Origin of the sequence: Neogemmobacter tilapiae (assembly GCF_014652215.1) — a bacterium.
GTDB classification, from domain to species: domain Bacteria; phylum Pseudomonadota; class Alphaproteobacteria; order Rhodobacterales; family Rhodobacteraceae; genus Neogemmobacter; species Neogemmobacter tilapiae.
This window is the reverse complement of the sequence record NZ_BMYJ01000015.1, coordinates 11,729-37,121: the sequence shown is the minus strand read 5'-3', so window position 1 is coordinate 37,121 and position 25,393 is coordinate 11,729. Positions and strand designations below refer to the sequence as shown.

The window sequence follows — 25,393 nt, the reverse complement described above, 5'->3', positions numbered from 1 at the left end:
ATGACAGGTAATCCCGGCAAGAGGAACCGCAGAGTGACACGTTCGACGCGCAGGGCCATCCAGTTTCTGGCCCTTTCTTCGCTGGTGCTGTCTGTTACCGCCTGCGGTCTGCCCCGCTCTGGGCCGAATCGCAGCGAGATTATTTCCGGCTCCGTCCTGAAAGAGGGTGACGCCCTCATCGTTCCGGTCGATTCGCGTGTCACACGAATTGCCAATACCGACAGTCTTCAGGGTTTCAGCTCGGATTTCCGCAATGCGGGCCTCGTCGGATCAGACATGATTTCGCCCGGCGATGTGCTGGGGCTGACAATCTATGAAAACGTGCGGGACGACCCACTTTTGGGCAACACCGGTCAGCGCGTTTCCCAGTTGCAGCAGCTGATCGTCGATGGTCAGGGCTATATCTTCGTGCCCTATGCTGGCCGCATCAAAGCTGCCGGGCAGACCCCGGAAGGCCTGCGCCAGTTGATCACCCGCAAACTGGAAACCCAAACCCCCGATCCGCAGGTGAACGTTGCGCGCAAGGCGGGCGATGGGGCCACCGTCACCGTTTCAGGCGCTGTCGGCGGCCAGGGCGTCTTCCCGATCGAATTGCCGACACGGACGCTGGCCGCGATGCTGGCCAAAGCCGGCGGCGTGGCCATTGAACCGGCAACGGCGATTGTTCGGGTCACGCGCGGGGCCAAGCAGGGTTCGGTCTGGATGCAAGATCTTTACGACAACCCCGATCTGGATATCCCACTGCGCAGCGGCGACGTGATCGTCGTCGAACGGGACCGGCGTTCCTACACCGCGCTCGGGGCCACCGGTGCGCAACAATTCGTCCAGTTCGAAACCCCCACGCTCACTGCGATTGAGGCGCTGGCCACCGTTGGCGGCTTGTCCTCGGCTTTGGCGGATCCCAAGGGCATCTTCATCTTCCGCAACGAAAAGGAAGGTGTCGCGCGTCAGGTTCTGGGACGGACCGATCTGTATGGCGATCAGCGGATGATCTATATCCTCGACCTGACCCAACCCGTCGGCATTTTTGAGGCGCGGGAATTCCAGATCCGGGATGGCGACACGGTCTATGTCACCGAAGCGCCCTTCGTGCAGTGGCAGAAAACCATCAACGCGATCACTGGCACGGCCAATTCGGTCAACACTTTGGCCGACGCCGCGAACGGAACCAATTGATCCAACAGCCGCCCGCGATACCGGGGCGGCTGTTTGCCTATTCCCTTGGCTTCTGGCGCGATCCCGGCCTGCGCGACATCCTGCGCGGGGCGGGTCACTCCCTGCATCTCGGGCGACCGGGGCCGGACGATGGTGTCGTCGTCTGGGGCCGTGGCCCCTATGCCCATCGGGGTGAGGCGATGGCCAAGCGCCATGCCGCCCCCCTGATCCGCGTGGAAGAGGCGTTTCTGCGCGGCATCCGCCCCGGTCGTCAGACCAAGCGCGCACCGCTCGGCCTGCTGATTGATCCGCTGGGGGTGCATTACGACAGTTCTGCCCCCTCGATGCTGGAACAGATCCTCAAGCGCGACCCGCTGGACGATGCTGTCCTTTTACAACGCGCCCGCGATGGAATAGCCCGCCTGCGCGCGATGGATTTGTCGAAATACAACCTGCACGACCCCCATCACCCGCCACCGCCCCCCGGTTATGTCCTGATCATCGACCAGACGGCGGGCGATGCCTCGATCATCCATGGCGGGGCCGATGCCGCGCGTTTCGGGCAGATGCTCTTCGCCGCGATGGACGAACATCCCAACGCCCGCATCCTCATCAAGGCCCATCCCGAAACCGCCCTTGGCCTGCGCAAGGGCCATTTCGGCGGCGATCTGATCAAGGGGCGCATCAGCCTTTTAACCGAACCCGTCTCGCCCCATGCGCTGCTCGACGGGGCCATCGCCGTCTACACCCTGTCCTCGCTGATGGGGTTCGAGGCGATCTTGGCCGGCCACCGCCCTCGCGTCTTTGGCCAGCCCTTCTATGCCGGTTGGGGGCTGACCGCCGATGAACATCCCCCCACCCGCCGGGGCCGAAACCTCTCCAAGGTGCAGCTTTTCGCAGGGGCCATGATCCTTGCCCCATCCTGGCACGATCCCTGCCTGAACCGCCCTTGCAGCTTTGAACAGGCGCTCGACCAGCTTGAGGCCGAAGTGCGGGCTTTCCGCGAAGATCGCCACGGCCATCTGGTGATCGGCTTTCGCCGCTGGAAAAACGGCTGGACACGGCAATTCTTTGGGGGGGAAAAATCGGTGCTTTTTCCCCCGAATGTGGAAAAGGCCCTGACCTATCCCGAAAAACCCTTGCTCTTGTGGGGCATAACGCCCGTGCCCCCCGGTCTGGAAGACAGGCCCCGCCTGCGGGTGGAGGATGGTTTCCTCCGCTCGCGCGGCTTGGGGGCCGAGCTTTTGCCCGCGCTTTCCCTGATGACCGACCCGGAAGGCCCCTATTTCAACGCCCAACAGCCCAGCCTGATCGAAAAGACCCTGCTTTCCGAAACCCTGAACCCCACCGCACGGCGGCGGGCGGAAAACCTGATGCGCCTGCTGCGGCAGGGCCATGTGAACAAATACAATCTGGGCGGCGACCTGCCCGCCCTGCCCGCTGGGCACAAGGTTCTGGTCGTGGGTCAGGTGGCCGATGATGCGGGCCTCCTTTACGGCTTTGCCGATGGCCAGCCGCAAACCAACCTCGACCTGCTGCGCCGCGCGCGGGCCGAACGGCCCGACGCCTGTCTGATCTGGAAACCCCATCCCGATGTCGAGGCGGGCCTGCGCCAAGGCGGCATCGCCCCCGCCGATCTGGCGGGGTTGGCCGATGTGGTGGCCGCAAACGCCGACCCGCTGGCGCTGATTATGGCGGTGGATGAGGTCTGGACCCTCACCTCGCTTCTGGGGTTCGAGGCTTTGATCCGCGGCAAGCCCGTCACCTGTCTGGGCGCGCCCTTCTATGCCGGCTGGGGCCTGACGACCGACCTTGGCCCCGTGCCGCTGATCCGCCGCCAGCGCCCGGATGGCAGCCCGCAACCCCGGCCCGATCTCGCCGCGCTGGTCCATGCCGCGATGATCCGCGCGCCACGCTACCGCGATCCGGTGACAGGCCTGCCCTGCCCGGCCGAGGTGATCATCGACCGCCTGACCCACGGCCCCCTGCCCCAGCCGGGGCGCATCCGGCGTGGGCTTTATGCCCTGCGGAAAATGTTCCGCTGACCCCTGCCCTTTCCGGCCCGGAACGCTATCCTTGCCGCATGACACACCAAGCCCTGATCATCGCCCACGGCTCCCCCGCCGATCCCGCCCCGCAAGAGGCCGCCCTTCAGGCCTTGGCCGCCAAGGTCGCGGCCCTGCTGCCCGGCTGGACGGTCAAGGGCACCACCCTAGCCACCCCCGGTGCCTTGGAAACGGCGCTGGCCGATATGGCCAACCCGCTGATCTATCCCTTCTTCATGGCCGAAGGCTGGTTCACCCGCACCACCCTGCCCAAACGCCTTGCTGCCGCGGGCCGGACCGACCTCATCCAGCTTCCCGCCTTTGGCCATGATCCCGCCCTGCCCGCCCTGCTGACCAAGGCCGCCCAAGCGGCTGTGACAAACCCCGCCGAAACCACCCTGATCCTTGCCGCCCATGGCAGCCAAGTTTCCCGCGCCTCAGCCACCATCACTGAATCCATCGCCGCCAAACTGCGGCAATCCGCCGGTTTCGCCGCTGTGCTGACGGGCTATGTCGAAGAAGAACCCTTCCTCCACCACACCGCCCGCGTCGTCGGCCCCGCCCTCTGCCTGCCCTGCTTTGCCACCAGCGCCGGGCATGTCATCGACGACATCCCCGAGGCCTTGGAACAGGCCGCCTTCCCCGGCCCGCTCTTGCCCCCCATCGGCGCGCATCCCGATGTGCCCGCCCTCATCGCCCGCGCCCTTCAAACCGGGGGCCAGCCATGACCACGCTCAAACTGCGCCTGCTGTTCGATGGGGCCATGCTCGGCCCCGGCAAGGCCGAACTGCTGGGCCATATCCGCGACACCGGCTCCATCTCGGCCGCAGGCCGCCAGATGGGCATGAGCTACAGCCGCGCCTGGGCCTTGGTCGAGGAAATGAACCACGCCTTTGCAGCCCCCCTTGTTCTCAGCGCGCGGGGCGGCACCAAGGGCGGCGGCGCGCAACTCACCGAAACCGGGGCCGAGGTGCTGCGCCTCTACCGCAGCGTCGAAGACAAAGCCCTGCAAGCCGCCGCCCCCGAAATTGCAGCACTCAAGGCGCTGCTGCAAACCAGTCTCGATATACGCCACAAAAAATAACGCTTGCCAGCCGCACGCCGCCCGCCGATATACTTTGCAAAACATATCGAGAGGTAACATGCGCGCCCTTCTGCTCACCCTTCTCCTGGCCACCCCCGCCCAAGCCGAAGAAGTGGTCGTCTTCGCCGCCGCCTCGCTGAAAACCGCGCTCGATGCCGTGGCGGCGGATTTTCAGGCCGAAACCAGCCACACCGTCACGATCAGCTATGCTGGCTCCAATCAACTCGCCCAGCAGATCATCCAAGGGGCCCCCGCCGATATTTTCCTTTCCGCCGCCGTCAACTGGATGGACGAGGTGGAAAAGGCGGGCCTTGTGACCACCCGCGCCGATCTTTGGGGCAATTCCCTTGTCCTCATCGCCCATGGCAAAGATGTCCCCCCCCTCGCCCTGACCGATCTTGCCGCAAGCTTGGGCGATGAAAAACTCGCCATGGCCCTCGTCGATTCGGTGCCCGCAGGCCAATATGGCAAGGCCGCCTTGGAATCCCTTGGCCTTTGGGAAACTGTCGCCCCATCCGTCGCCCAATCCGACAATGTCCGCGCCGCCCTTGCGCTGGTCTCCACCGGAGAGGCCCCTTTCGGCATCGTCTATGCCACCGACGCCCATGCCGATGACAATGTCACCGTCGTCGCCACCTTTCCGGAAAGCGCCCACCCCGCCATCACCTATCCGGCCGCCCTGCTGACTGGTGCCACGGATGCCGCCGATCAGGCCTTTTACAAAGCGTTGTCTTCCGACAAGGCCGATGCCATATTTACCACGCAGGGCTTTCATGACCTGAACTGAAAGGCCGCAATGCCCGACTGGCTTTCCCCCGAAGAAGGACGCGCCTTGGCCCTTTCCCTGCGCGTGTCGCTTTGGGCGGTGCTGGCCAGCCTGCCCTTGGGTATCTTTGTCGCCTATGCGCTGGCCCGTTGGGATTTTCGCGGCAAACAGCTGTTGAACGGGCTGGTCCACCTGCCCCTCATCCTGCCCCCCGTCGTCACCGGCTATCTTTTGCTTTTGACCTTTGGCAAGCGCGGCGCTGTGGGTCAATTTCTCGACCAATGGTTCGGCATCACCTTTGCCTTCCACTGGACGGGGGCCGCCCTTGCCGCCGCCGTCATGGCCTTCCCCCTTATGGTCCGCGCCATCCGGCTCGCGGTTGAGGCGGTCGATCCAAGGCTGGAACAGGCCGCCGGAACCTTGGGCGCACCACCCTTGCAGGTCTTTGCCACCGTCACCCTGCCGCTCATCCTGCCCGGCATTCTGGCCGGGGCCATCCTCGCTTTTGCCAAGGCGATGGGCGAATTTGGCGCGACCATCACCTTTGTCTCCAACATCCCCGGCCAGACCCAAACCCTCCCCTCGGCCATCTACACCTTTCTGCAAGTGCCCGGTGGCGAACCTCAGGCTTTGCGCCTTGTCCTCATCGCCATCGCCGTCGCCATGACCGCCCTCCTGCTGTCAGAATGGGCCTCCCGCGCCGTCGCCCGCAGGATTGCTGGCCGATGACCCTGTCTGTCCATCTTCAACACCACTTTCCCGGCCTCAATCTCGACATGGCGTTTGAGGCCCCCCAAGGCGTCACCGCGCTTTTTGGCCGTTCCGGCAGCGGCAAGACCACCCTTGCCCATGCCATCGCAGGCCTGTTTCACCCCGATCAGGCCCGCATTACCCTTTCGGGCCGCCTCCTGACCGACACCAAGGCCCATCTGAACCTGCCCCCCCATCAGCGCCGTCTGGGCCTTGTCTTTCAGGACGGACGCTTGTTCCCCCATCTGACGGTCGCGCAGAACCTCACCTACGGCCAACGCTTTGCCCAAGGCAGCGCCCCCCGCCCCGGCCTTGACGCCATCGCCCGATTGCTCGACATCACCCCCCTGCTGGCCCGCCGCCCCGCCGGCCTTTCGGGCGGCGAACGCCAAAGGGTCGCCATCGGCCGCGCCCTGCTGTCCGGCCCCCAGATGCTGATCCTCGATGAACCGCTTTCCGCCCTCGATCAGGCCCGCAAGCACGACATCCTGCCCTATCTCGAACGCCTCCGCGACGAATCCCATCTGCCCATGCTCTACATCAGCCATGCCCTGGACGAGGTGGCCCGTCTCGCCAACACCCTCATCCTTGTCGATCAAGGCCAGATCCGCGCCGCTGGCCCCTTGGAAACCCTGCTGGCCGACCCCGACCTGGCCCCCGCCCTTGGCTTACGGCAAGCGGGCGCTGTCGTCACCGCCCGCATCACCGCCCATCATGCCGACGGGTTGACCGAGGCGCTGCTGCCCGGCGCAGGCCCCATCCTTCTGCCACGCCTTGCAGCCCCCATAGGCGCATCGGTGCGTCTGCGTATCGCCGCCCAAGATGTCATCCTGTCCCGCGACCGACCCGAGGGGCTGTCCGCCCTGAACATCCTGCCCACCACCGTCACCCGCCTTCGGCGCGGCGACGGGCCGGGGGGCATGGTCCAACTGCAACTCGGCGAAAGCCTGATCTTGTGCCGTTTGACAGCAAGGTCCGCCGCGGCCTTGACGCTAGAGCCAGGCATGCCCTGCTTTGCCATTCTGAAATCCTTGTCCGTCAGCGCCTAGGGCTGGGGCATCATGGCATGGGTTTGCTGTCCCGGATGTCAGCATGACAAAGGGCTCGAATAATTTGATCAAATTCTTGCAAGGCACGCCACCACCGGATATGCTGGGCCAAAGCGGCGGTGCGCGCCAAGGAGTGTTTGCAATGAACAAGATCACCAACCATTTGCCAACGGCGGAACTTCAGGCGCTGGATGCGGCGCACCATATGCATCCGTTCACCGCGGGGGCGGCGCTGGCGAAAAAGGGCGCGCGCGTGATGACGCAGGGCAAGGGCGTCTGGCTGACCGACAGCGAAGGCCACAAGATCATCGACGGCATGGCGGGGCTTTGGTGCGTGAACATCGGCTATGGCCGTTCAGAGCTGGGCGTGGTGGCCGCGCGGCAGATGGAAGAGCTGGCCTATTACAACACCTTTTTCCAGACGACGCATGTGCCGGCCATTGCCCTTGCGGCCAAGCTGGCGGAACTGGCGCCGGGTGATCTGAACCATGTGTTCTTTGCAGGCTCGGGATCGGAAGCGAATGACACGAACATCCGCCTGGTGCGGCGCTATTGGCAGATCAAGGAACAGCCGCAGAAACGGATCATCATCGCCCGCAAGAACGGCTATCACGGCTCGACCATGGGCGGCGGTTCCTTGGGGGGCATGACCTATATCCACGCCCATGGCGGCAAGATCGACGGCATCGAACACATCGGCCAGCCGCATTGGTGGGCCGAAGGCGGCGAAATGACGCCCGAGGCTTTCGGTCTGATGCGGGCACAAGAGCTTGAGGCGAAGATTCTGGAACTGGGCGTCGAAAACGTCGCGGCCTTTATCGGCGAACCGATTCAGGGGGCCGGGGGGGTGATCGTGCCGCCCAGCACCTATTGGCCGGAAATCCAGCGGATCGTGGACAAATACGGCATCCTGCTGATCGCGGATGAGGTGATCACGGGTTTTGGGCGGACCGGCAACTGGTTCGGCTCGCAAACCTTCGGCATCAAGCCGCATATCATGACCATCGCCAAGGGCCTGTCCTCGGGCTATGCGCCCATCGGCGGCAGCATCGTCTGCGACGAGATTGCGAAAACGGTGGGCGAGGCAGGCGATTTCAACCACGGCTATACCTATTCCGGCCATCCGGTGGCGGCGGCGGTGGCCTTGGAAAACCTGCGCATTCTTGAGGAAGAAAAGATCATCGACCATGTGCGCGACGTGGCGCATCCCTATCTGGCCGAACGCTGGAATGCCCTGACCGATCACCCGATGGTGGGTGAGGCGAAACTGGTCGGCCTGATGGGCTCCATCGCCCTGACGCCAGATAAGGCGACGCGGGCCAAGTTTGCCGGCGAAGAGGGCAAGGTGGGCTTCCGCTGCCGCGAACGTTGCTTTGCCAATGACCTGATCATGCGGCATGTCGGCGACCGGATGATCATCGCCCCGCCCTTGGTGATTACTCCGGCCGAGATTGACGTGCTGATGGAACGGGCCTGGAAGTCGTTGGATGAATGCTATGCCGGGTTGAAGGCGGATGGGCTGTTTGTGTCGGCTTGATTTTTCGCGCTGTCTTCATTATTGTGCAGAATGAAGACAGCGCGAGGTTTCCAGTGTCCAGCACGACTATGACTGTCCGCGTCAGCGGAGCCCTGAGCGAATTCGTGGCCAGCAATGTCGGTCCCGATGGTGCGTTTGAAAACATCAGCGAATATGTGCGCGACCTGATCCGGCGCGACAAAGAGCGGGCGGAACAAGTCGCCTTCGAACGGCTGAAAGCTGAATTGCAGATGGCGTTTTCTGCCCCTGAATCCGCTTACAAACCGCTGACCGCCGCCGAAGTCATCGCGCGCAATCGGGGCTGAGTTTTGGCAGTCCTGATCCTTGAGGCGGCTGGGCGGCGGTTGGATGAAATCTATCTCTACACGCGCGATCAGTGGGGTGAGGCGCAGGCGGTACGCTTTGTGACAGGTTTGTTTGATTCTTTCGATCAGATCGAAAGTCACGCCATCCTGTCACGCCCGGTTCCTGCCGAATATGGGATCGATGGCTTTTTCTTTCGATATGAACAGCACTTTGTTTATTGGCGGCGGTTGTCTGGCGGTAGCATTGGTGTTGTGACCATTCTTCATGCACGAATGCACCAGATGGGTCGATTGCGTGAAGATTTTGGGGCGTAAGCCGATGGGCGCTTTCTTGAGCCCCAAAGGCCCCTGTCGCAAATCGCAAACGAAGCGGCGCAATCGCGCTGCTTTTTCGTTTCGATGCCGAAAATTTTCGTTCTGCGGTGCGCTTTGTGAAGAAAACGTAACAGCTATGTAACGACTCGGTTGCGACAAAGGAATTTTCGCGCTTACATCACCTCAGGGCGGTTACACCAAACTGTCACAAAGGCGGTCTAGAGAAGACCGTCGATAAGCCCATGGGGAGATGAACATGACTTTCAAGACAATGACGGCAGCGGTTACGCTGCTGGCCTTTACGACGCCGGTTTTCGCGCAGTCGCTGGAAGAAATCGAAGCGGCAGCGAAAGCCGAAGGGATGCTGACGACGATTGCCCTACCGCACAGCTGGTGCGGCTATGGCGCGGTGATCGACGGGTTCAAGGCGAAATACCCGGAAATCCAAGTCAACGAACTGAATCCCGACGCGGGCTCGGCCGATGAAGTCGAAGCAATCAAGGCGAACAAGGACAACAAGGGCCCGCAGGCACCGGACGTTGTCGATGTGGGGCTGTCCTTTGGTCCGTCGATGAAGGCCGAAGGTCTGCTGCAACCCTACAAGGTTTCGACTTGGGACGAAATCCCGGCAGACCTCAAAGATGCGGACGGATACTGGTATGGCGACTATTATGGCGTCATGTCCTTCATGATCAACAAGGATCTGGTTGCTAACAATCCTGCCGACTGGGCTGATCTGCTGAAACCAGAATATGCGGGCCAAGTGGCACTTGCTGGTGATCCGCGCTCATCGAACCAAGCCATCACCTCCGTTCTGGCAGCCGGTCTTTCCAAAGGCGCAAAATCTGGTGAAGAGGCTGGCAAAGCTGGTCTGGAGTTCTTTGCAGAACTGAATAAAGTCGGCAACTTTGTGCCAGTTATCGGCAAGGCCGGAACTGTTGCTCAAGGCTCGACCCCGATCCTCGTGACTTGGGACTACAATGCGCTGCAATGGCAGAAAGATCTTGCTGGCAACCCGCCCGTCGAAATCGTCGTCCCGAAATCCGGCGTTCTGGCCGGCGTCTATGTGCAGGGCATCAGCGCCTATGCACCGCACCCGAACGCAGCGAAACTCTGGATGGAATATCTGTATTCGGACGAAGGTCAGAACCTTTGGCTGAAAGGCTACTGCCACCCGGTGCGGTTCAACGCGATGGTTGCAGCTGGCAAAGTTCCGCAAGAGTTGATCGACGCGCTTCCTCCGGCTGCGGCCTATGAGGCGGCTTACTTCCCGACGCTGGAAGAAGTGGAAGCTAACAAGGCGGCGGTGACCGGTGGCTGGGATGCCGTTGTGGGCGCCAACGTCCAATAATCCGGGCTAAAACTCAAAGGCCCGGCCCCGACTTTCGGGACCGGGCCAAACCATAAAAAACGACAGGGAACCAAAGGATGAGCAATGCGCCCCCCGCCAGAAGGCGGCTGCCGCTGACATGGGTCGGGCTTTTGCCCTTTATCATCTTTGTCACCCTGTTTCTGATCCTGCCGACGGCCCATATCGTCATCGGGGCCTTTCAGGACCGGACGGGGGCTTTCACCCTGCAAAACCTGCGTGATCTGAACACCGGCACGATCCCTTCCTCCTATTGGATTTCGGTCAAGATCAGCGCCGCCTCGGCCGCACTGGGCTGTCTGGTGGGTTTTGGTATGGCCGCGGCGGTGATCTTTGGCGCGGTGCCGCGCTGGATCAAGGCACCGCTGATGACCTTTTCCGGCGTCGCCTCAAACTTTGCGGGCGTGCCGCTCGCCTTTGCCTTTCTGGCGACCTTTGGCCCCGTGGGTCTGGTCACCCTGTTCCTGCGCAACAATTTCGGAATCGTTCTGTCGCGCGATCTGGGGTTCAACATCCTGTCTTTCTGGGGCCTGACCGTCACTTATCTGTTCTTTCAGATCCCGCTGATGATCCTGATCATCACCCCCGCGCTAGAGGGGTTAAAACGCGAATGGCGTGAGGCGGCGATGGTGCTGGGCGCCACGGGCGCGCAGTACTGGCGCATGATTGCCCTGCCCATCCTGTTCCCCTCGATCCTTGGCACTTTTGCCCTGCTCTTCGCCAATGCCTTCGGCGCGGTTGCCACCGCGATGGCGCTGACGGGTTCGGCCCTGAACATCGTGCCGATCCAACTCTTCGCGCAAATCCGCGGTGACGTGCTGGGCAACCCGAACTTGGGCTATGCCATGGCCTTTGGCATGATCATGGTCACGGCGGTCGCCAACGTCCTGTATATCTGGCTGCGCATCCGCGCCGAACGGTGGTTGAAATGAGCCTTTGGACCCGCATCACCGGCTGGATGGTTCTGCTGTTCGGTCTGGGTTATTTTCTTCTGCCCCTGCTGGGCCTGTTCGAATTTTCGCTGAAAGCACGGCGCGGCGTCTATTCGCTGGACGCCTATGCCAAGGTCATCGGCGACCCCGAATTTCAGGCGACCTTTGCCTATTCCGTGATGATGGCCTTGGTCACCATCATCATCGGCGTGCTGATCGTCGTGCCGACGGCCTTTTGGGTCCGCCTGAAAATGCCTTGGGCGCGGCCTTACGTCGAATTCATCACCCTCCTGCCCTTGGTCATTCCCGCTATCGTCATCGTCTTCGGCTATATCCGCCTTTACAACACCTCCAGCTTTCTGCCGCTGACCGGCACGATCTTGGGCACCAACATCCTGCTGGCCATGGGCTATACCGTGCTGGCCCTGCCCTATATGTATCGCGCCGTCGACACCGGCCTGCGCACCATCGACGTGGGCACCCTGACCGAAGCCGCCCAATCCCTAGGGGCCGGCTGGTTCACCATTCTGGGCAAGATCATCCTGCCGAATGTGCTGGTCGCTGTTCTGTCCGGCGCTTTCCTGACCTTTGCCATCGTCATCGGCGAATTCACACTTGCGGCGCTCTTGGACCGTCCGGCCTTTGGCCCCTATCTCCAGCGCATCGGTGCGAACAAACCCTATGAGCCTTTCGCCCTGTCAGTGATCGCCTTCGGCATCACATGGGCCTGCATGGGCCTGATCCAACTTGTCACCCGTTTTTCCAAACATACGAAAGCAGCATCCTGATGGCTTTTCTTGATCTTTCCCATCTGGAGAAATCCTTTGGCAACAACCGCGTCGTCAAGGATTTCTCGCTGCCCGTGGAAAAGGGCGAATTCGTTTCCTTCCTTGGTCCTTCGGGCTGCGGCAAGACCACCGTTCTGCGGATGGTCGCAGGCTTTGAAACCCCAACCGCCGGGAAAATCCTGATCGACGGGCAGGATGTGACCAACCTGCGCCCCAACCAGCGCAACATCGGCATGGTGTTTCAGGCCTATGCCCTGTTCCCCAACCTGACCGTCGCCCAGAACGTCGGCTTTGGTCTGAAAGTCGCCGGTGTGGCACGGGCGGAAATCGACAAGCGCGTCACCGAAATGCTGCGCCTCATCGGCCTGCCCGACAAGGGGCCGTCCTACCCGTTCCAGCTTTCTGGCGGTCAGCAACAAAGGGTCGCCTTGGCCCGCGCCTTGGCCCCCCGCCCCCGCGTTCTGCTGCTGGACGAGCCGCTTTCGGCGCTGGATGCGAAAATCCGCGTCTCGCTGCGGGCCGAAATCCGCGAGATTCAGCGAGAACTGGGCATTACCACCGTCTTCGTGACCCATGATCAGGAAGAGGCCCTGTCGATCAGTGACCGCATCGTCGTGATGAACGGCGGCATCGCCGATCAGGTGGGAACGCCCTTTGAAATCTACAACCGCCCGACCACCCGCTTTGTCGCGGGCTTTGTCGGCACCCTGAACCTGATCGAGGCGGTGGCGGGCCCCACAGGCACCGCGAAAATCGGCGATGCGACGGTGCTTTTGCCCGAAGGCCACAATCAGGCCCCCGGCGGCAAACTGACCTTGGCCCTGCGGCCCGAAGGGCTGCATCTGGGCCATGGCCGCGATGTGGTGCTTCCCGCGACGGTGACGGGCGTGGAGTTCATGGGGTCGGTCATTCGGGTGGACCTGACGGCGATGGGCACCAAATTCTCGCTTGACACCTTCAACCGGCCCGACGCCCCACCGCCAAAGGCAGGGGATGAAACGCAGGTGACCTTTGCTGCGCGGGATCTGATCGTTCTGGCGGATTGACCTTGCGCGGTGCTTGCCCCTAGGGTCGCGCCATGATGCTGGCCTATGTGATGACGCCTGAACGGGGCGAAACCGATCTTCTGCTGACGGCTCTGGCCCATCGCCTTCTGGCCGAGGGGCGGGCCGTGGTGGCCGCCGTGCAAAGCAATCAGGATTGCGAGACAGCCCCCGGCTGCGACATGGATCTGGCGATCCTGCCCGACGGCCCCGTGATCCGCATCAGCCAAAATCTGGGGCCAGAATCCAAAGGCTGCAAGCTCGATGCCGGGGCCTTGGAACAGGCGGTGGAACAGGTGTCCCAGCGGATGGCAGGGGCACGGGCCCTGATCCTGAACAAATTCGGCAAGCATGAGGCCGAGGGGCGGGGTTTCCGCACGCTGATCGGGCAGGCCTTGGCCGATGGGCTGCCGGTGCTGCTGGGGGTCAATGCCCGGAACGCGGTGGCCTTTCAGGAGTTCGCGGGCGAGATGGCCGCCGAACTGCCCGCCGACCCCGTGGTGCTGACCGATTGGCTGGCCGAAAGGATGATCCCATGACCGCCAAGATCGCCGTCCTGACCATTTCTGATCGCGCGGCGCGGGGGGAATATGCCGACAAATCCGGCCCCGCGATGGAGGAATGGCTGCGCTGGGCGATAACTTCCCCCATCGAAATTCTGCGCCAGATCACGCCCGATGGCCGGGCCGAGGTAGCCCAAGCCCTCCGCGATCTGGCTGATGTTCAGGGCTGTGACTTGATCCTCGCCTCAGGTGGCACCGGCCCCGCCCCCCGCGACCAGACGCCCGAGGCGATGGCCGATGTGGTCGAACGCGACTTTCCCGGCTTTGGCGAACTGATGCGCGCCGTCAGCTTGCGCGAAGTGCCCACGGCAATCCTGTCGCGCCAAGGCGCAGGCACGCGCGGCAAATGCCTGATCATCACCCTGCCGGGCAAACCCAGTGCCATCGCCACCTGCCTGAACGCGGTGTTTCCCGCCGTGCCCTATTGCCTGGATCTGATGGGGGCAGGGCGTATCGACACCGACCCCGCCCGCTGCAAAGCCTTCCGTCCGGGGTGAAGCAACGGCGCGGCTTTGCCGCAAGCCTAGACATTCAAGGGGGCTTTGCCCCCTGTTCGCTGACGCTCACACCCCCAAGGTATTTATGGGCAATGTGAAAGCCCATTCATCTTGCCATAAATACCGCGGGGGGAGTCCGAAGGACGGGGGGCGGATGCCCCCCCGCCGCAGCGAAGCGGAGGCCACGCATAGGCTTATGGCCAAAGGCCATGCCGCCGGATCAGATTTCCCCCGCCGCCAGCGCCTGCGCCACCTGATCCACCCCCTGCTGGATATCCTCGCGGATGGCCCGCGCCAGTGCCGCCGCATCCCCCGCCCGCATCGCGGCCAAAGCCTCACCATGCCGGTCGGGCAGGCTGCCGGTGCCATAGCGCCCCGCCACCACCCGCAGCGACGGACCAAAGCGAAGCCACAGCGAACGCGCAATGTCTTCCAGCACCGGCGCATCCGACACGTCATAGAGCGCAAAGTGAAAGCGGTGGTTGCCTTCCAGATAGCCGGGCACATCCCCCGCTGCGATGGCCGCGTTGATCCCTTGATCCACCGCTTCCAGCTTTTCGATCAGCGCAGGCGTCAGCCCTGCCAGTGCCAGTTCCGCCAGATGCGGCTCCACCGCCAGCCGCACAAAGGCCATCTGTTCCAGCCCCGACCGCGTCAGCCGTGGCACCACCACCCGCCGGTTGCCCTGCAACATCAGCGCCCCTTCCGCCGTCAGCCGCCGGATCGCCTCGCGCACCGGGGTCATACCCGCCTCCAGCGCCTCGACCAGCCCCTGAATCGTCACCGGCTGGCCCGGCTCCAGATGGCCGAACAGCACCATGTCGCGCAGGCGGGCATAGGTCCGCTCATGCGTCGGTATCTTGCGCCCGTCTTCGTCCTGCATCCCGCCCCCACTCTTTCCCCGCACCTTAGCGCATGGCCTGCGCCTGACAAGAAGGCCACTTGCCTTTCCGCCCCGTCCCGCCCAGCCTGTGACAAAATGGAGCAAGCGATGCCCGCCGAAAAGCCCGCCGACAAACCCCTGATCCTCTGCGCCCCCGAACCCCGTTCGCTGGACCTGATCTTTACCCCCGAACGGCTGGCCGAACTCCGCGCCCGCTTTCGCCTGCTGGAATGCCCCGAAACCGAGGTTGCAGCACTAGACCCCACAGCACTCGCCCAAGTGCGCTATATTATCGGCCAGCCACCGCTTTCGGCGGAAACCTTGGCCGCGATGCCCAATCTGCGCTGCATTTTCAACGTCGAATCGAACCTCTTGAACAACATGCCCTATGAGATCCTCTTTCAGCGGGGCATCCATGTCGTCACCACCGGCGCGGTCTTTGCCGAACCTGTCGCCGAAATCGGTCTGGGGCTGGCGCTGTCCCTTGCCCGCAACATCCACGGCGCCGACGCCGATTTCCGCGCCGGGCGCGAGAAATGGGGGGGTGAGGGCAACACCACTGCCCGCCTGCTGTCAGGTTCCGAAATCGGCATCATCGGCTTTGGCGATCTGGGGCGCGCTTTGCTGCGCGTTCTGTCGGGCTTTCGCGCCAAAATCCGCATCCACGACCCTTGGGTCGCCCCTTCCCTCATCCGCGCCGCTGGCGCAGAACCCGCCACGCTGGAAACCGTTCTGGAACAAAGCGACACCGTCTTTTGCGTCGCCGCCGTCACCAGCGACAATCAGGGCTTTCTGGATGCCAAAGCCTTCGCCCGCATGCGCCCCGGTGCTGCCTTCCTGCTGCTGTCCCGCGCCGCCGTCGTCGATTTCGACGCCTTCGCCGCCGCCATCCAATCCGGCCATATCCAAGCCGCAACCGATGTCTACCCCGAAGAACCCCTGCCCCAGAACAGCGCCCTCCGCGCGATTCCCGGCCTTCTGCATTCTGCCCACCGCGCCGGGGCGCTGGATCAGGCCTTCAAACGCATGGGCGAGATGGTGTGGGAAGACCTGAGCCTTCTGGAACGCCGCCTGCCGCCCGGCGTTTGCAAACGCGCCGAACGCGAAACCGTCGCGCGGATGCGCTCCAAACCCGTCAGCGTCAACTAGGGGGCTGACAAGGCCACAGCCTTTCGCGATAGGATGGCCCTAATCAACGAAAGCCCCCCGATGCCCGCCTTCAACATCCTTGCCGTCGCCCAATCCGGTCGCCTGACCTATGAGGCGGTCTTGCTGGCGGCCTCCTTGCGGGCGATGGCCCCCCGTTTCGCGGGCAAGCTCTATCTGGCGGAACCCCAGCCCGGGGCCTTGTGGAAAGGCGATCCCCGCGTGCCCAACGGCCCCGCGCGCGATCTGTTGCAAGAACTGGGCGCGGTCTTTCTGCCCTTTGAAAGCCGCGTCTTCGGCCAAGACTACCCCCAAGGCAATAAGATTGAGGCGCTGGCCGCCCTTCCTGACGAACCCTTTCTCTTTCTTGACACCGACACCCTCATCTGCGGCCCGCTGGATCAGGTGGCTTTCGATTTCAACCGACCCTCCGCCAGCCTCCGCGTCGAAGGCACCTGGCCCCAGCCCGAACTCTATGGCCCCGGCTACACTGGCCTCTGGAAGACGCTTTATGACCGCTTCAACCTCGATTTCGTCAGCAGCCTCGATCTGACCCAGCCCGACGAATACTGGCGGCGTTACCTTTACTTCAACGCCGGTTGGTTCTTTCACGCCAGCCCCCAGGCCTTTGGCGCGCGCCTTCTGGAATATGCCCAAAGCCTCCGCGACAACCCGCCCGATGAACTCGTCTGCCAAGAGCTTTACCCCTGGCTCGACCAGATCACCCTCCCGCTTGTGGTCCATGCCTTTGGCGGCGGCAGGCCCGGCCCGGAACTGTCAGGCCTCGACGGTGACATCACCTGCCATTGGCGCACCCTCCCCCTGCTTTACGCCCGCGAAAGCGACCGCGTCGTGCAGGTTCTGGAACAGGTCACCGCCCCCAACCGCATCAAGAAAGTCCTGCGCGAACATGACGCCTTCAAACGCATGATCTGGCAGGGCAAAGGGGCCGAGGTGCGGGCAATGTTCGACCGCACAGCCCTGCCCCGCCGCGAATGGGTCATGCGCAATGCCATCAAACGCGCCGGGCTTTGGCTGCGTTAGTGACAGATCACCGGCACCAGTGACGCCACCAGCAAAACCGCCATCACCCCGTTGAACAGCCGCAGCCGCCCCCCGGTGGTCAGCCATTGCCGCACCCCCTGCCCCGCCAGCGTCCAGACAGAAACACTGGGCAGGTTCACCGAACAAAAGACCAAGGCCACCAAACCATAGGCCCAGACCGTATCGCCCGGCGCATAGGCCGCCGTCGCCCCCAAGGCCATCGCCCAGCCCTTCGGGTTCACCCATTGAAACGCCGCCGCCTGCACAAAGGTCAGCGGTGCGCCCCCTTCGGCCCCCTCGCCCGGTGCGGCAGCATGCAGGATCTTCCACGCCAGCCACAGCATATACGCGACCGCTGCCACCTTCAGCACCACGTCTAACACCGGGAAAACCCGAAAGGCCGCCCCAATGCCAAGACCCGTCAGAAAGACCAACAGCGAATGGCCCAGACTGACCCCCAACATATGCGGCAGACTGCGCCGAAAGCCAAAATTGGCCCCCGAGGTCATCAGCATAATGTTGTTCGGCCCCGGCGTGATCGAGGTGACAAAGGCGAAACCCAAAAGGGCAAGAAGGAGTTCATGTGACATGGCGCAATGATTGGCGCAAATCCCGCCGCATGTTATTGCAAAGATGCGGCCTATTGCGCTATTTCTGCAATCCATGATCAAACTCGACGACATCGACGAACATATATTGCGCATCCTGTCCCGCGACGGCCGGATCAGCAATCTGGAACTGGCAGGCCGCGTGAACCTGTCGCCCAGCGCCTGCCTGCGCCGCACACAGGCGTTGGAGGAAAAGGGCGTAATCAGCGGCTACCGCGCCGTGATCGACCGGGCCAAGACGGGCAATGGCTTTCTCGCCTATCTCACCGTCGGCCTCGCCCGCCACACCAAGGCCGCGCAAGAGGGCTTTGAACGCGCCATCGCCCGCGCGCCCGAGGTGCGCGAAGTCCACAACATCACGGGGTCTGTCGAATACCTTCTGCGGGCCGAGGCCCGCGATCTGGCGCATTACAAACACTTCCACACCGATGTTCTGGGCACCCTGCCCAATCTGGGTTCGATCACCACCTTCGTCGTGCTGGGCAGCCCCAAGGACGAAAGGGCCTGAAAGCCTTTACCGGCGGGTGAAATCGTTGCAGATTGTCGCGGATTGATCCCACCCTATCTGCAAAGGCCATTCCCATGACGCTTTTCAAACCCGGCAGCATCCTGACCCCCGATGTCGCCCTGACGCTGCCCGTCGATGGCGACGATGCCATCATCCGCAAAGGTGTCACGCTGATCGCAACAAACGACAACGCGGTCGAGGGGGCAGGCAATGGCCATGCCGTCACCGTCGCCGGAACGATCCACGCCACCAATGGCAACGGCGTCCAACTTGGTGATGATGCCAGCAACATGGGCAACAGCCTGATGGTCAAAGTCGGCGGTTTTGTCGGTGGCAGCACGACATCCTTTGCCGCCGGTGCGGTGATTTATGGCTCGGGCCAAGTGCTTCAGAACGCGGGCACCATTCTTGGGGCCTTTGGCGTTGTTTTCGGTGTCGATGCAGGTCCTCAGGCCATTCTGACGAATTCTGGCACGATCAGCGGCAATATCGGCGTCATGCGCAGTTCCAGCGATGGGATCGGCCGTCTGGTCAACACGGGTTCGATCTATGGGGTTAGTCTGTCTTTCGCGGGTGCTTCATTCGGGCCTGTGATCCCAGCCCGCGACATCATCATCAATTCCGGCTTGATGCGCGGGGATATCGACTTTAGCGCAGGCAACGACCTGTATGAAGCGCGCGGAAAGGGCCGCGTTGTCGGCACCATCTATGGCGAGGACGGCGATGACGTTTTCCGCCCAGGACAGCGCGCCGAAACCTTCAACGGCGGCAGCGGCAATGACATGCTTGATCTGTCGAAATCGACGGTTGGTATCAACGTTTCGTTGAACGGCACAGGCGTCAACACCGGGATTACAGCCGGTGACAGCTATACCAGCATCGAAAAGATCAAAGGCACGGCTTTCAATGACACCCTGCGCGGCAGTTCTGGCCCTGAAACGCTGATGGGTGGGTCGGGCGATGATCGTCTGATCGGCGGCAATGGCTTCAATCACCTCATCGGCGGTGCCGGGGCCGATACCATCAGCGGTGGCAGCGATACGGATATCTTCTATTTCAAGTCCACTACTGATTTTGGCGACACGATCACCAATTTTGATGGGGCCGAGGATATTCTGTATCTGACCTTCAACTTCGCTGGCAAAACCGGGTTCAGCCCCACCGCTGCCCAGTTCCGCGCGCGGGCCGACAATGTGGCCCAGGATGCGGACGACCGCTTCATCTTTCGCACCACCGACAAATCGCTGTGGTTCGATGCCGATGGCGCGGGCGGACAGGCTGCCGTCCTGATCGTCGATCTGCAACAAAACGCGACCCTGACCCGCGACGACATCACTTATGTTCTGACCTGATCCGTTTCAGCGCGGGCAGACTGGACAGCCTATCCGCCCGCGCCTAGGCTCCCCCCAAACCGGAGGAGCCCACCATGACCCATGCTTTTGACACGCTTTGCATCCACGCCGGAACGGCCCCCGATCCTGCCACCGGGGCCCGGCAGGTGCCAATCTATCAATCCACCGCCTTTGTCTTCCGCGATGCCGACCACGCCGCGAAATTGTTTAACTTGGCTGAGGTCGGCTATATCTATTCCCGCCTGACCAACCCCACTGTTTCAGCACTGGCGGCCCGTGTCGCCGCGCTGGAGGGTGGCGCGGGGGCCGTCTGCTGTTCTTCGGGCCATGCCGCCCAGATCATGGCGCTGTTTCCCCTGATGCAGCCCGGCACAAACATCGTCGCCTCAACCCGGCTTTACGGCGGCACCATCCAGCAATTCACCAACACCATCCGCAAATTCGGCTGGTCAGCGAAACTGGTCGATTTCGATGATCCCAAGGCCATCGCCGCCGCCATCGACGACAACACCCGCGCGCTGTTCTGCGAAACCATCTGCAACCCCGGCGGGGCGATCAGCGATCTCGACGCCATCGCCCGTGTGGCCAACCACGCAGGCCTGCCGCTGATCGTCGACAACACCACCGCCAGCCCCTACCTCTGCCGCCCCATCGAACACGGGGCCACGCTGGTCGTTCATTCCGCCACCAAATACCTGACCGGCAATGGCACGGTGACAGGCGGCGTTGTGGTGGATTCGGGCAAATTCGACTGGTCGGCCAGCGGCAAGTTCCCCTCTCTCGCCGCGCCCGAACCCGCCTATCACGGCCTCAACTTCCACGCGGCCCTGGGAGCGATGGCCTTCACCTTCCACTCCATCGCCGTCGGCCTGCGCGATCTGGGCATGACGATGAACCCCCAAGGCGCCCATTACACGCTGATGGGCATCGAAACCCTGGCCCTCCGCATGCAGCGCCATGTGGAAAACGCGCAGATGGTCGCCGAATGGCTGGAATCCGACCCCCGCGTCGCTTCCGTCACCTATCCGGGCCTGAAATCCTCGCCCTATCATCAGCTTGCCAAGATGATCACCCCCAAGGGACCGGGCGCCCTGTTCACCGTCGCGCTGAAATCGGGCTATGAGGGCTGTGTGAAACTGGTCGACAGCCTGAAACTCTTCAGCCATGTGGCCAACCTTGGCGACACCCGCTCGTTGGTCATCCACCCCGCCAGCACCACCCACCGCCAGCTTTCCCCCGAACAACGCGCCTCGGCAGGGGCCGCCGACAACATGGTGCGGCTGTCCATCGGCATCGAAGACCCAAGGGATATCATCGCCGATCTGGATCAGGCGCTGAACGCCAGCGCCTGATGTACTGGCGTAAGATGGGCAATGCTGCCCATCTTACCACAGCAGACACGGCCCGGCTGGTCGCCGGACCGCAGAGGCGTCGGTCGGGGCCCTGCCCCGACCCTTACTCCACCTTCCCGAACGTCACCGTCACATTCGCCTGCACCGACAGCTCACCGCCCGCCACCGGCACCGCCGCATCCGACGCTTCCCGCTTGAACATCGGCGTCGGGTTCACATAGCCCCCCGCCTCCACCACAGCCGTCACCGGACCCAAGGCCACGCCTGCCGCCTGAGCCAGAAGCGTCGCCTTCGCCTGCGCATCCGCCACAGCCGCTGCCCGTGCCTTGTCCTGCGCCGGACGCGGATCGGCCAGACCAAAGGTGATCCCGTTCAGCGTATTCGCCCCGTCCGCAATCGCCGAATCCAAAATCTCGCCCAGTTTCGCCAGATCGCGCACCTGCACATTCACATAGTTCGACGCGACATAGCGCGACGGCGCCCCGCCCGTGCTGCTGTCATAGCTGGAATAATCCGGCCCCAGCGACAGGTTCGCCGTCTGGATGTCCGACGCCGCCACACCCGAGGCCGCCAGCCGCTCCATCACCGCATTGACCGCTTCACTGTTGGCCGCCATCGCCGCCGCCGCACTGTCCGCGGTAGTGGTCACACCCAGATTGATCGTCGCAATGTCCGGGGCCACATCGACGAAACCCTCGCCATTGACCACCACACTGGCCTCTTGCGCCAGAACGGCAGACATCGGGGCCATCGCCAGCGCCGAGGCCAGCATCAGGGATGAAAAGACGCGCATGAAATACCCTCCTTCAGGATTGTGCGTTGTTCTTCGCCTGTTCAACGCGCGCTGCAAGCCTTTCCTTGGCGGCACTTATGCCTTTTTCTTCACTTTGGCGGATTCCTGCTATAAACCGGGGGCGCAAAGGCGCGCACTCTCGCCGCCCCCCCGAAAGCTGTGCTAGATCGCTGTCAATGAAACCCAATTTTGCTCTGAATCTGACGCATGAACGCATCGAGCTGCTGCACCGCAACGGGCGCCGCTGGATCGAGGTCGGCGTGGCGTCGCTGGACAGCCCTGACCTGGGCGAAGAACTGGCCACACTGCGGCGCACGGCCCTTGGGCTTTCGCCCAGCGGTTTTGCCACCAAGCTGATCCTGCCCGAAAGCCAGATTCTGTATGATGAGGTCGAGGCCCCCGGTCCGGGCCGCGAATTGCAACAGGACCAGATCCGCGCCGCTTTGGCCGGGCGGACACCCTACGAGGTCGACGAACTGGTCTTTGACTGGTCGGGCGAAGGGCCGATGGTCAAGGTGGCCGTCGTCGCCCGCGAGACTTTGGACGAGGCCGAACAATTCGCCGTCCAATACAAATTCAACCCGGTCAGCTTTGAAGCGCGGCCTGACAAAGCCAAATTCGCAGGCGAACCCTTCTTTGGCCCGGCGGCCCATGCCGAGGTCAGCCTGACCGCCGGCGAAACGGTGGAACGCGAGGCGGAAGAGGCCTTGGCCGAAGCCGCCCCGCCGGCCGCCGAGCCTGCGGCAGAGGTTATCGCGGAAACCGTCGAGGAACCGCCGGTTGATGTAGTGGCCGAAGAATTGGCCGCCGCGACGATGGAGGCCGCGCCCCCTTCGGACGACATGGTCGAGGCGGCGGCCGAAATCGTGCTGGCGACGGCCATGCTCGAAACGCCCGTGCCGGTGGCCGAGGAGCCTTCGGAATCTGCCACGCAAACCGATGCGCCGATTGCGGCGGTCGTGGACATGGAACTGCCTGCAGCCGAACCGGCGGCAGAGGCCGAGTTGGAAAACCCGGTCGAAGCGGCCCCTGTCGAGATGGTTGCAGAGACGGCTGTCGAAACGCCGCCGGCTGTGGAACCCGAACCCGAGCCACTGGCCCCAGCTGAGATCGAGGCCGAGGAAGCACCCGTCGCGCTGGATGTCGAGGATGAGGATCAGGGCACCCTGACTCTGACTGCCCCCTTGGAACCCGAACCGCAGCCGGAGCCTGTTCCGCAGCCGCCCAAGGCCGAAGAGCCGCCCCTCGTCGTCCCGGCCTTCAGCAGCCGACGGACCGTTGCAGAAAGCGGCGCCGCCCCGCAGGCGGCGCCCCTTGGCAAGACACCGCCGCCCTTGGCTGGCAAACCTCCGGCCTTGGGCGGCCAGAGATCTTCGCCGGCCGCCGCCGCCAATGCCGCTTTGGGCGGCAACGCCAGGGTGACCGCGCCCGGCATTCCCGGCCTTTCGCCCGAACGGCGTGCCAAGGTCACCACCAGCGGCCCTATCGCCGACCCCCGCGCCACGCCGAAAGGGGCGGCAGCGGTCAAGCGCACCGGCGGGTTCGAGGGGGGCTTGGCCGGTCGCCCTGCCGCGCAGCGGGGCAAGCCGCGCTATCTGGGACTGATGCTGACCGGCGGGCTGCTGTTGTTGCTGGCCGTGGTCGCGGCGCTGTCGTCCTTCTACCTTGCCTCGAACGATGAAACCCCGTCCGATACCGCCGTGGTCAGCGCCGAGGAAACGGTGACGACACCCGAAGCGGTCGAAACCGAGGCCGATGCGGTGGAAACGGCAGCGCTGGACGAGCCTGCGGCGATCATCGAGGAACCCACCCCTCCGGCAGACGATCCGACGGCCCTGGCCGATGTTCCGGCGGAAACCACCATTGAACCCGAACCCCGGCCCGAGGCCTTGGCGGCGGCCGAGCCCACGACGGAAACACCTGCGCCCGACGCCACATCGGAAGAGGGCAGCCTGACCGCCTCGACCGCCGACGCCCCTGCCGATGCGCCAGAGGCAGAAGTGGACCCCGAAGCGCTGGCCGATGGCCAGCCCGAGGCAGAAATGACGGCAACCCCTGCCCCTGCGGAAACCGCAGCGTCAGAAACCCCTGCCGAACCGGTAGCAACCGAAACTCCGGTCGAAACCGCCACCCTTGAACCGACTTCAGAAACGGCAACCCCTGTCGAACCTGCCGAAACGCCCGAAACCGCCACCACGGTCGAACCGACTGCGACGGCAGAGGCCCCTGTCGAAACCGCTGCCGCAGAATCTGCCGTCACCGAACCCGTCACCACCGAACCCGCCCCGGCGGGCGATCAAACCACCGCCTCGGAACGTGCCGCACCGGTGCGCCTCGCCGATGGCCAGGACGAGATTTTCCTGGCCACCGCCGATGCGCCGCCCGCCGCGGCCCCGGCCCTTGGTCTGCCAGGGGTCGATACCGCCACCGATGGCGCGCCCATGGCGCAGGTCGCCCCGCCGCCCTTTGGCACCGTCTTCCAACTTGGGGCCGATGGCCGCATCCAGCCCACGCCCGAGGGCGTCGTCACCCCTGATGGCGTCACCCTTATCGCGGGCAAACCCGTCAAACTGCCCCCCCCTCGCCCCGCCGCCATCGGCGGTTCGACCGTTGCCGCCGAACCCACCGATGCCGCCGCCGCCGCTGGTCTAGTAACACTGCCCACCACCGAAATTGCCGCCTCTGACGTGTTTCAGGCCGATCCGACGCTGGCCGGGACCAAGCCCCGTGCGCGGCCCGAAGGTCTCGCCCCCGCGCCAGCCGCCGCAACCCCGCCGGAAACCCCGGTCGAAGGCGCAACACCCGCCGATGACGACGCCGCACTGGATCAGCCGCCGGGCGACACCCGCTTGGCCGGATCCCGCCCCCGCGCCCGCCCGCAAGAGGCCTTCGAAATTGCCGCCGCCGCCCGCGAAGCCTCCCAAGCTGCCTCTCTCGCCTTGGTCGCCGATGGCCCGATCAGCCCCTTGGCCGTCGCCCTTTCCCCCCGTCCCGCCCAGAAGCCCGACAATTTCAGCAAAGCGGTCGAGGCCGCCGTCGCCGCCGCCGTGCAGGAACAACCCATTCAGGTCGCCGCCGCCGAACCCCCGCCTCAGGAACAAGCCGCCGCATCCGGCCTCCGCGTCCGCAAGCCCAAGGCCGAGGAAGGCCCCGAGCGGGTGGAGCCCGAGGCCGATGACGAGCCCGAAGCCGCCCCCGAACGCCGCACCGCCCGCCTCACCGGCACGGTGGAAAAGAAGGCCACCTTCTCCAACGCCTACAACCTGTCGAAAACCGGCCTCATCGGCGTCTATGGCACCGCTTCTGACCGCCACGCGCTGGTCCGCCAGTCGAACGGCCGCTTCAAAAAGGTCAAGGTCGGCGACCGCGTCGAAGGCGGCACTGTCGCCTCCATCACCGCCGACGAACTCCGCTATCAAAAGGGCGGGCGCATGTATGCGCTGAAAATGCCCAAGGGCTGACCGCCCATAGACAATCCATCCGCCTTGCGCCAAGCATAGCCCGAACAA

25 protein-coding genes are annotated in these 25,393 nt (G+C 63.6%); 22 read left to right on the top strand and 3 right to left on the bottom strand.

Features of this window, described 5'->3' with window-relative positions; translation table 11 throughout:
* The 16 genes from IE095_RS17650 to mog all read left to right on the top strand — a co-directional run bounded on the left by IE095_RS17650 (nucleotide 1) and on the right by mog (nucleotide 14,198).
* A complete protein-coding gene (locus IE095_RS17650) occupies nucleotides 1–1,176 on the top strand; it encodes a polysaccharide biosynthesis/export family protein (RefSeq protein ID WP_189413509.1) in 1,176 nt (391 codons plus the stop codon).
* Nucleotides 1,173–3,200 (top strand): capsule polysaccharide biogenesis protein, encoded by a 2,028-nt coding sequence (locus IE095_RS17645; RefSeq protein WP_229804916.1) that lies wholly within the window; start codon nucleotides 1,173–1,175, stop codon nucleotides 3,198–3,200. The genes IE095_RS17650 and IE095_RS17645 overlap by 4 nt, the downstream gene beginning before the upstream one ends.
* 38 nt (nucleotides 3,201–3,238) lie before the next feature.
* Entirely contained in the window at nucleotides 3,239–3,928 is a 690-nt protein-coding gene (locus IE095_RS17640; RefSeq protein WP_189413507.1) for a sirohydrochlorin chelatase, read from the top strand.
* A complete protein-coding gene (locus IE095_RS17635; RefSeq protein WP_229804914.1) occupies nucleotides 3,925–4,284 on the top strand; it encodes a winged helix-turn-helix domain-containing protein in 360 nt (119 codons plus the stop codon). Before IE095_RS17640 ends, IE095_RS17635 begins: the two co-directional genes overlap by 4 nt.
* Before the next feature lie 58 nt (nucleotides 4,285–4,342).
* Complete coding sequence (gene modA, locus IE095_RS17630; protein WP_189413505.1) at nucleotides 4,343–5,071, top strand: molybdate ABC transporter substrate-binding protein; 729 nt, start codon at nucleotides 4,343–4,345, stop codon at nucleotides 5,069–5,071.
* A 9-nt stretch (nucleotides 5,072–5,080) separates the two neighbouring features.
* Nucleotides 5,081–5,779 carry a molybdate ABC transporter permease subunit gene (gene modB / locus IE095_RS17625; RefSeq protein WP_189413503.1) on the top strand — a complete coding sequence of 233 codons (699 nt, stop codon included), beginning with the start codon at nucleotides 5,081–5,083 and terminating at the stop codon, nucleotides 5,777–5,779.
* A complete protein-coding gene (gene modC / locus IE095_RS17620; protein ID WP_189413501.1) occupies nucleotides 5,776–6,849 on the top strand; it encodes a molybdenum ABC transporter ATP-binding protein in 1,074 nt (357 codons plus the stop codon). The genes modB and modC overlap by 4 nt, the downstream gene beginning before the upstream one ends.
* A gap of 142 nt (nucleotides 6,850–6,991) precedes the next feature.
* Nucleotides 6,992–8,386, top strand: coding sequence for an aspartate aminotransferase family protein (locus tag IE095_RS17615; RefSeq protein WP_189413499.1), 1,395 nt, complete (start codon nucleotides 6,992–6,994; stop codon nucleotides 8,384–8,386).
* 68 nt (nucleotides 8,387–8,454) lie between these two features.
* Nucleotides 8,455–8,691 carry a ribbon-helix-helix domain-containing protein gene (locus IE095_RS17610; RefSeq protein WP_189413497.1) on the top strand — a complete coding sequence of 79 codons (237 nt, stop codon included), beginning with the start codon at nucleotides 8,455–8,457 and terminating at the stop codon, nucleotides 8,689–8,691.
* Between the two features lie 3 nt (nucleotides 8,692–8,694).
* The gene (locus IE095_RS17605) at nucleotides 8,695–9,006 is read left to right on the top strand and encodes a type II toxin-antitoxin system RelE/ParE family toxin (protein WP_189413495.1); all 312 of its coding nucleotides are present in this window, start codon (nucleotides 8,695–8,697) and stop codon (nucleotides 9,004–9,006) included.
* Between the two features lie 256 nt (nucleotides 9,007–9,262).
* Nucleotides 9,263–10,357: an ABC transporter substrate-binding protein gene (locus IE095_RS17600; RefSeq protein ID WP_189413493.1), complete on the top strand. Its 1,095-nt coding sequence runs from the start codon at nucleotides 9,263–9,265 to the stop codon at nucleotides 10,355–10,357.
* A gap of 77 nt (nucleotides 10,358–10,434) precedes the next feature.
* On the top strand, nucleotides 10,435–11,307 hold the full coding sequence (locus IE095_RS17595) for an ABC transporter permease (protein WP_189413491.1): 873 nt from the start codon (nucleotides 10,435–10,437) through the stop codon (nucleotides 11,305–11,307).
* Nucleotides 11,304–12,095, top strand: coding sequence for an ABC transporter permease (locus IE095_RS17590; RefSeq protein WP_229804912.1), 792 nt, complete (start codon nucleotides 11,304–11,306; stop codon nucleotides 12,093–12,095). The genes IE095_RS17595 and IE095_RS17590 overlap by 4 nt, the downstream gene beginning before the upstream one ends.
* Nucleotides 12,095–13,141, top strand: a complete 1,047-nt coding sequence (locus tag IE095_RS17585; RefSeq protein ID WP_189413489.1) for an ABC transporter ATP-binding protein — start codon at nucleotides 12,095–12,097, stop codon at nucleotides 13,139–13,141. Before IE095_RS17590 ends, IE095_RS17585 begins: the two co-directional genes overlap by 1 nt.
* A gap of 32 nt (nucleotides 13,142–13,173) precedes the next feature.
* Nucleotides 13,174–13,677 (top strand): DUF2478 domain-containing protein, encoded by a 504-nt coding sequence (locus tag IE095_RS17580; RefSeq protein ID WP_189413486.1) that lies wholly within the window; start codon nucleotides 13,174–13,176, stop codon nucleotides 13,675–13,677.
* A complete protein-coding gene (mog, locus tag IE095_RS17575) occupies nucleotides 13,674–14,198 on the top strand; it encodes a molybdopterin adenylyltransferase (protein WP_189413484.1) in 525 nt (174 codons plus the stop codon). The genes IE095_RS17580 and mog overlap by 4 nt, the downstream gene beginning before the upstream one ends.
* Before the next feature lie 220 nt (nucleotides 14,199–14,418).
* On the opposite strand, the gene IE095_RS17570 is transcribed toward mog, so the two are convergent.
* Nucleotides 14,419–15,081, bottom strand: a complete 663-nt coding sequence (locus IE095_RS17570) for a GntR family transcriptional regulator (RefSeq protein ID WP_189413481.1) — start codon at nucleotides 15,079–15,081, stop codon at nucleotides 14,419–14,421.
* Nucleotides 15,082–15,189: 108 nt separating this feature from the next.
* On the opposite strand from IE095_RS17570, the gene IE095_RS17565 reads away from it, so the two are divergent.
* Both IE095_RS17565 and IE095_RS17560 read left to right on the top strand, forming a co-directional pair.
* The gene (locus IE095_RS17565) at nucleotides 15,190–16,230 is read left to right on the top strand and encodes a hydroxyacid dehydrogenase (protein ID WP_189413479.1); all 1,041 of its coding nucleotides are present in this window, start codon (nucleotides 15,190–15,192) and stop codon (nucleotides 16,228–16,230) included.
* A 33-nt stretch (nucleotides 16,231–16,263) separates the two neighbouring features.
* Complete coding sequence (locus tag IE095_RS17560) at nucleotides 16,264–17,271, top strand: GT-B fold glycosyltransferase domain-containing protein (RefSeq protein ID WP_229804910.1); 1,008 nt, start codon at nucleotides 16,264–16,266, stop codon at nucleotides 17,269–17,271.
* On the opposite strand, the gene IE095_RS17555 is transcribed toward IE095_RS17560, so the two are convergent.
* The gene (locus IE095_RS17555; RefSeq protein ID WP_189413475.1) at nucleotides 17,268–17,861 is read right to left on the bottom strand and encodes a LysE family translocator; all 594 of its coding nucleotides are present in this window, start codon (nucleotides 17,859–17,861) and stop codon (nucleotides 17,268–17,270) included. The genes IE095_RS17560 and IE095_RS17555 overlap by 4 nt on opposite strands.
* A gap of 73 nt (nucleotides 17,862–17,934) precedes the next feature.
* Between IE095_RS17555 and IE095_RS17550 the strand changes: the two genes are divergently transcribed.
* The 3 genes from IE095_RS17550 (at nucleotide 17,935) to IE095_RS17540 (ending at nucleotide 21,091) form a co-directional block, all read left to right on the top strand.
* Nucleotides 17,935–18,387: an Lrp/AsnC family transcriptional regulator gene (locus IE095_RS17550; protein ID WP_189413473.1), complete on the top strand. Its 453-nt coding sequence runs from the start codon at nucleotides 17,935–17,937 to the stop codon at nucleotides 18,385–18,387.
* A 74-nt stretch (nucleotides 18,388–18,461) separates the two neighbouring features.
* Nucleotides 18,462–19,739, top strand: a complete 1,278-nt coding sequence (locus IE095_RS17545) for a calcium-binding protein (RefSeq protein WP_189413472.1) — start codon at nucleotides 18,462–18,464, stop codon at nucleotides 19,737–19,739.
* 74 nt (nucleotides 19,740–19,813) lie between these two features.
* A complete protein-coding gene (locus tag IE095_RS17540; protein WP_189413470.1) occupies nucleotides 19,814–21,091 on the top strand; it encodes an O-acetylhomoserine aminocarboxypropyltransferase/cysteine synthase family protein in 1,278 nt (425 codons plus the stop codon).
* A 103-nt stretch (nucleotides 21,092–21,194) separates the two neighbouring features.
* On the opposite strand, the gene IE095_RS17535 is transcribed toward IE095_RS17540, so the two are convergent.
* On the bottom strand, nucleotides 21,195–21,884 hold the full coding sequence (locus IE095_RS17535; RefSeq protein WP_189413468.1) for an SIMPL domain-containing protein: 690 nt from the start codon (nucleotides 21,882–21,884) through the stop codon (nucleotides 21,195–21,197).
* Nucleotides 21,885–22,060: 176 nt separating this feature from the next.
* On the opposite strand from IE095_RS17535, the gene IE095_RS17530 reads away from it, so the two are divergent.
* On the top strand, nucleotides 22,061–25,345 hold the full coding sequence (locus IE095_RS17530) for a hypothetical protein (RefSeq protein WP_189413466.1): 3,285 nt from the start codon (nucleotides 22,061–22,063) through the stop codon (nucleotides 25,343–25,345).
* The last annotated feature ends 48 nt before the right edge of the window (nucleotides 25,346–25,393 follow it).

Excerpts from the sequence above, each read along its gene's own strand:
- IE095_RS17570 (WP_189413481.1), bottom strand. The coding sequence starts at position 15,081 with ATGCAGGACGAAGACGGGCGCAAGATACCGACGCATGAGCGGACCTAT.
- IE095_RS17590 (WP_229804912.1), top strand. The coding sequence starts at position 11,304 with ATGAGCCTTTGGACCCGCATCACCGGCTGGATGGTTCTGCTGTTCGGT.
- IE095_RS17635 (WP_229804914.1), top strand. The coding sequence starts at position 3,925 with ATGACCACGCTCAAACTGCGCCTGCTGTTCGATGGGGCCATGCTCGGC.
- IE095_RS17640 (WP_189413507.1), top strand. The coding sequence starts at position 3,239 with ATGACACACCAAGCCCTGATCATCGCCCACGGCTCCCCCGCCGATCCC.
- IE095_RS17650 (WP_189413509.1), top strand. The coding sequence starts at position 1 with ATGACAGGTAATCCCGGCAAGAGGAACCGCAGAGTGACACGTTCGACG.
- IE095_RS17560 (WP_229804910.1), top strand. The coding sequence starts at position 16,264 with ATGGCCCTAATCAACGAAAGCCCCCCGATGCCCGCCTTCAACATCCTT.
- IE095_RS17545 (WP_189413472.1), top strand. The coding sequence starts at position 18,462 with ATGACGCTTTTCAAACCCGGCAGCATCCTGACCCCCGATGTCGCCCTG.
- IE095_RS17580 (WP_189413486.1), top strand. The coding sequence starts at position 13,174 with ATGATGCTGGCCTATGTGATGACGCCTGAACGGGGCGAAACCGATCTT.
- IE095_RS17615 (WP_189413499.1), top strand. The coding sequence starts at position 6,992 with ATGAACAAGATCACCAACCATTTGCCAACGGCGGAACTTCAGGCGCTG.
- IE095_RS17600 (WP_189413493.1), top strand. The coding sequence starts at position 9,263 with ATGACTTTCAAGACAATGACGGCAGCGGTTACGCTGCTGGCCTTTACG.
- IE095_RS17550 (WP_189413473.1), top strand. The coding sequence starts at position 17,935 with ATGATCAAACTCGACGACATCGACGAACATATATTGCGCATCCTGTCC.
- IE095_RS17555 (WP_189413475.1), bottom strand. The coding sequence starts at position 17,861 with ATGTCACATGAACTCCTTCTTGCCCTTTTGGGTTTCGCCTTTGTCACC.
- IE095_RS17530 (WP_189413466.1), top strand. The coding sequence starts at position 22,061 with ATGAAACCCAATTTTGCTCTGAATCTGACGCATGAACGCATCGAGCTG.
- IE095_RS17535 (WP_189413468.1), bottom strand. The coding sequence starts at position 21,884 with ATGCGCGTCTTTTCATCCCTGATGCTGGCCTCGGCGCTGGCGATGGCC.
- modC (WP_189413501.1), top strand. The coding sequence starts at position 5,776 with ATGACCCTGTCTGTCCATCTTCAACACCACTTTCCCGGCCTCAATCTC.
- modA (WP_189413505.1), top strand. The coding sequence starts at position 4,343 with ATGCGCGCCCTTCTGCTCACCCTTCTCCTGGCCACCCCCGCCCAAGCC.
- IE095_RS17610 (WP_189413497.1), top strand. The coding sequence starts at position 8,455 with ATGACTGTCCGCGTCAGCGGAGCCCTGAGCGAATTCGTGGCCAGCAAT.
- IE095_RS17585 (WP_189413489.1), top strand. The coding sequence starts at position 12,095 with ATGGCTTTTCTTGATCTTTCCCATCTGGAGAAATCCTTTGGCAACAAC.
- IE095_RS17595 (WP_189413491.1), top strand. The coding sequence starts at position 10,435 with ATGAGCAATGCGCCCCCCGCCAGAAGGCGGCTGCCGCTGACATGGGTC.
- IE095_RS17540 (WP_189413470.1), top strand. The coding sequence starts at position 19,814 with ATGACCCATGCTTTTGACACGCTTTGCATCCACGCCGGAACGGCCCCC.
- IE095_RS17565 (WP_189413479.1), top strand. The coding sequence starts at position 15,190 with ATGCCCGCCGAAAAGCCCGCCGACAAACCCCTGATCCTCTGCGCCCCC.
- modB (WP_189413503.1), top strand. The coding sequence starts at position 5,081 with ATGCCCGACTGGCTTTCCCCCGAAGAAGGACGCGCCTTGGCCCTTTCC.
- mog (WP_189413484.1), top strand. The coding sequence starts at position 13,674 with ATGACCGCCAAGATCGCCGTCCTGACCATTTCTGATCGCGCGGCGCGG.